The 2,733-nt window shown below is 40.2% G+C and carries 3 protein-coding genes; all 3 read left to right on the top strand.

Translation table 11 applies throughout. The features are described from left to right. Positions 1–11 precede the first annotated feature (11 nt). Positions 12–995, top strand: coding sequence for a CobW family GTP-binding protein (locus tag CK510_RS29000; protein ID WP_095724924.1), 984 nt, complete (start codon positions 12–14; stop codon positions 993–995). A gap of 235 nt (positions 996–1,230) precedes the next feature. Next, positions 1,231–2,289, top strand: a complete 1,059-nt coding sequence (locus tag CK510_RS28995; protein ID WP_095724923.1) for a WD40 domain-containing protein — start codon at positions 1,231–1,233, stop codon at positions 2,287–2,289. Positions 2,290–2,467: 178 nt separating this feature from the next. Then, positions 2,468–2,733: hypothetical protein (locus CK510_RS28990; RefSeq protein ID WP_211293344.1), on the top strand; the 266-nt coding region annotated here is incomplete at its 3' end.

Raw genomic sequence — 2,733 nt, 5'->3', positions numbered from 1 at the left:
AATATATTATTATGACAACTGCTGATATCCCAAATACAGTTAGTACAGTTCCAGTAACTGTTTTAACTGGCTATCTTGGTGCTGGTAAAACCACACTTTTAAATCGCATTCTCACCCACGAGCATGGTAAAAAAATTGCCGTGATTGTAAATGAATTTGGCGAAGTCGGTATTGATAACCAATTAGTTATTGATGCTGACGAAGAAATCTTTGAAATGAACAATGGTTGTATTTGTTGTACCGTGCGCGGAGACTTAATTCGCATCATCGGTAATTTGATGAAACGTCGTCACAAATTTGACCACTTAGTAATTGAAACTACTGGACTTGCTGACCCCGCACCTGTAATTCAAACCTTCTTTGTTGATGAGGATATGCGGGAAAAATTGGAGCTTGATGCAGTAGTTACGGTTGTTGATGCCAAGCATATTTGGCAACATTGGGATGCGGATGAAGCTCAGGAACAAATTGCCTTTGCTGATGTAATTTTGTTGAACAAAACCGATTTAGTCAAACCTGAAGAGTTGGAAGAACTAGAAAAACGGATTCGTTCAATGAATGCGATCGCAAAAATTTATCGCACCCAAAATTCGGAATTGTCAATGGATGATTTGTTGGGGGTACAAGCTTTTAACCTGGATAATGCCTTAGCTATTGAACCCGGTTTTTTGGAAGAAGAACACGAACACGAACACGATGAGACGGTAACATCGGTGGCTTTGGTGGAAAATGGTGCCCTCGATGGCGAAAAATTAAATGCTTGGATGAGTGAGTTATTGCAAACCCAAGGACCAGATATTTTTCGGATGAAGGGTATTCTCAATTTTGATGGTGAGGATAGTCGCTTTGTCTTCCAAGGGGTACATATGCTATTTGAAGGCAAACCAGAACGCTCCTGGAAAGATGGCGAAATCCGTAAAAACGAACTTGTTTTTATTGGACGAAACCTCAACGAAGCTAAATTAAGAGAAGATTTTCTCGCTTGTATGGCGTAAATTAGGGTATGGGGTAGGCTGTCGATTTTGATAAAATTTTCGTGTTTTTGGTTCATCCTATTTTATGCGATACCGTTCGCGGAGCGTGCCCCTTAGGGCAAGGTCGCTAAGGGCATCGTAAAGTGAGGGCAAACAGCCGTTTGCCCCTACCTGATATTATCTGAACAAAGAAATTAATATCTTCAATAATGTCCATTGCCCAATCCCCAATCCCCATTGCCCAATTCTAAAAATTATGACTACTTCTACTACTAATAAAGAATTTGAAGAAAAACTTATTAGCACACTTTCAGACTACGTAACAGCTATTGCCTGGAGTCCTGTAGATTCAATACTTGCGGCTGTTTCGGCTGCTGGGGAGGTGACTCTATGGCAAAATAATGAGTTAGATTTCTTACAAGATGCAACTGGTGAATCTGTTGATTGTGTGGCATTCTCCCCTGATGGTAAGTTTTTGGCTATTGGTGGGCAAGATGGACGGGTAAAAATTTGGCGAGATGGCGAATTAATTGCTAATTTAGAAAATGCGACCGCTTGGGTTGATAAACTAGTTTGGAATCCCCAGGGTAATCAATTAGCTTTTTGTATTAAAACGTATGTACAAATTTGGGATGCCGATCGCAATCAAATTATAGCGACTGTGAATTTTGAAGATTCATCCCCTTTAGGATTGGATTGGAGTGGTGATGGGAAACACCTTGCGGTTGGTGGCAATAAAGGTGTAAAAATTTGGGATTGTGAACATTGGGATGAGGAACCATATTTCCTGGAAATGTCCACAGTCAGTACTGCGATCGCATGGTCAAGTGATGGTAAATTTTTAGCATCGGGGAATATGGATCGTTCGGTTTCTGTACTTGAATGGGGTAATCCTGACCCTTGGGTAATGCGCGGGTTTCCTGGTAAAGTTCGTCATATTGCTTGGTCTGATATTAATGCTCCCATTGGCGCACCATTATTGGCAACTTGCAGCGTTGAAGGTATGGTAGTTTGGGAAAAACTTGCAGAAGAATCACTTGGTTGGGAAGCACGAGTTTTAACTAATCACGTCGATATTATTCAAGGTATCGCTTTTGCTCCAGGTAGCTTTTTACTAGCTTCTGCTGCTAGTGACGGTTGGTTATGTCTGTGGAAAAAAGCTAAAACCGTCTCCCAAGTAATTACAGGTGTATCGAATGGCTACTCTTGTCTAGCGTGGCATCCCCAAGGTAAACTACTGGCAGCAGGGGGAGATAATGGTGAAATTATAGTTTGCTCGAAAATCTCACAAAGTCGGGGTTTTGGCAAAAAATAATTCAATTTTGATTTGAGATTATCTTTAAATAGGGAACTAAAAAGCCTAAAAAAAGAGTCTTTAATTTATCTTTAAACACAATTCCCAGCTAGCAGAAATCTAAAATTTTCAGTTCAGAATACATGACTTATTCGTAGAAATTCGCTATGCTGTATCCAAAATGCTTTTTTAGGATTAAATGATGAAGGTAATTAAACAGATTCTATTTGCTTTGCCTGTTATTTTGGCTTCACTGCTATTTATAGTTAATCCCGCGATCGCAGGAGATATCCAACTTAAAACCCCAACACAGCGTGTAGAGCTAGTATCTACACACCCAATTTTTGCCACTATTACCCCTAGAATCTCTGACAAGTCAAACCCTATTATTGATGCGATGGGTTGTAGTTGTTCTGCTTGCGTGAAAGCAAAACTCCAACTCGAAGGTAAAATGCCACTTTCCAG

Source organism: Brunnivagina elsteri CCALA 953 (assembly GCF_002289455.1).
Lineage (GTDB): Bacteria > Cyanobacteriota > Cyanobacteriia > Cyanobacteriales > Nostocaceae > Brunnivagina > Brunnivagina elsteri.
Note: the sequence above shows the minus strand (reverse complement) of the source record. Positions and strands in the feature narration are given on the sequence as shown.

Bases quoted from the DNA above. Each gene is read 5' to 3' on its own strand.
- CK510_RS28995 (WP_095724923.1), top strand. From the start codon at position 1,231: ATGACTACTTCTACTACTAATAAAGAATTTGAAGAAAAACTTATTAGC.
- CK510_RS29000 (WP_095724924.1), top strand. From the start codon at position 12: ATGACAACTGCTGATATCCCAAATACAGTTAGTACAGTTCCAGTAACT.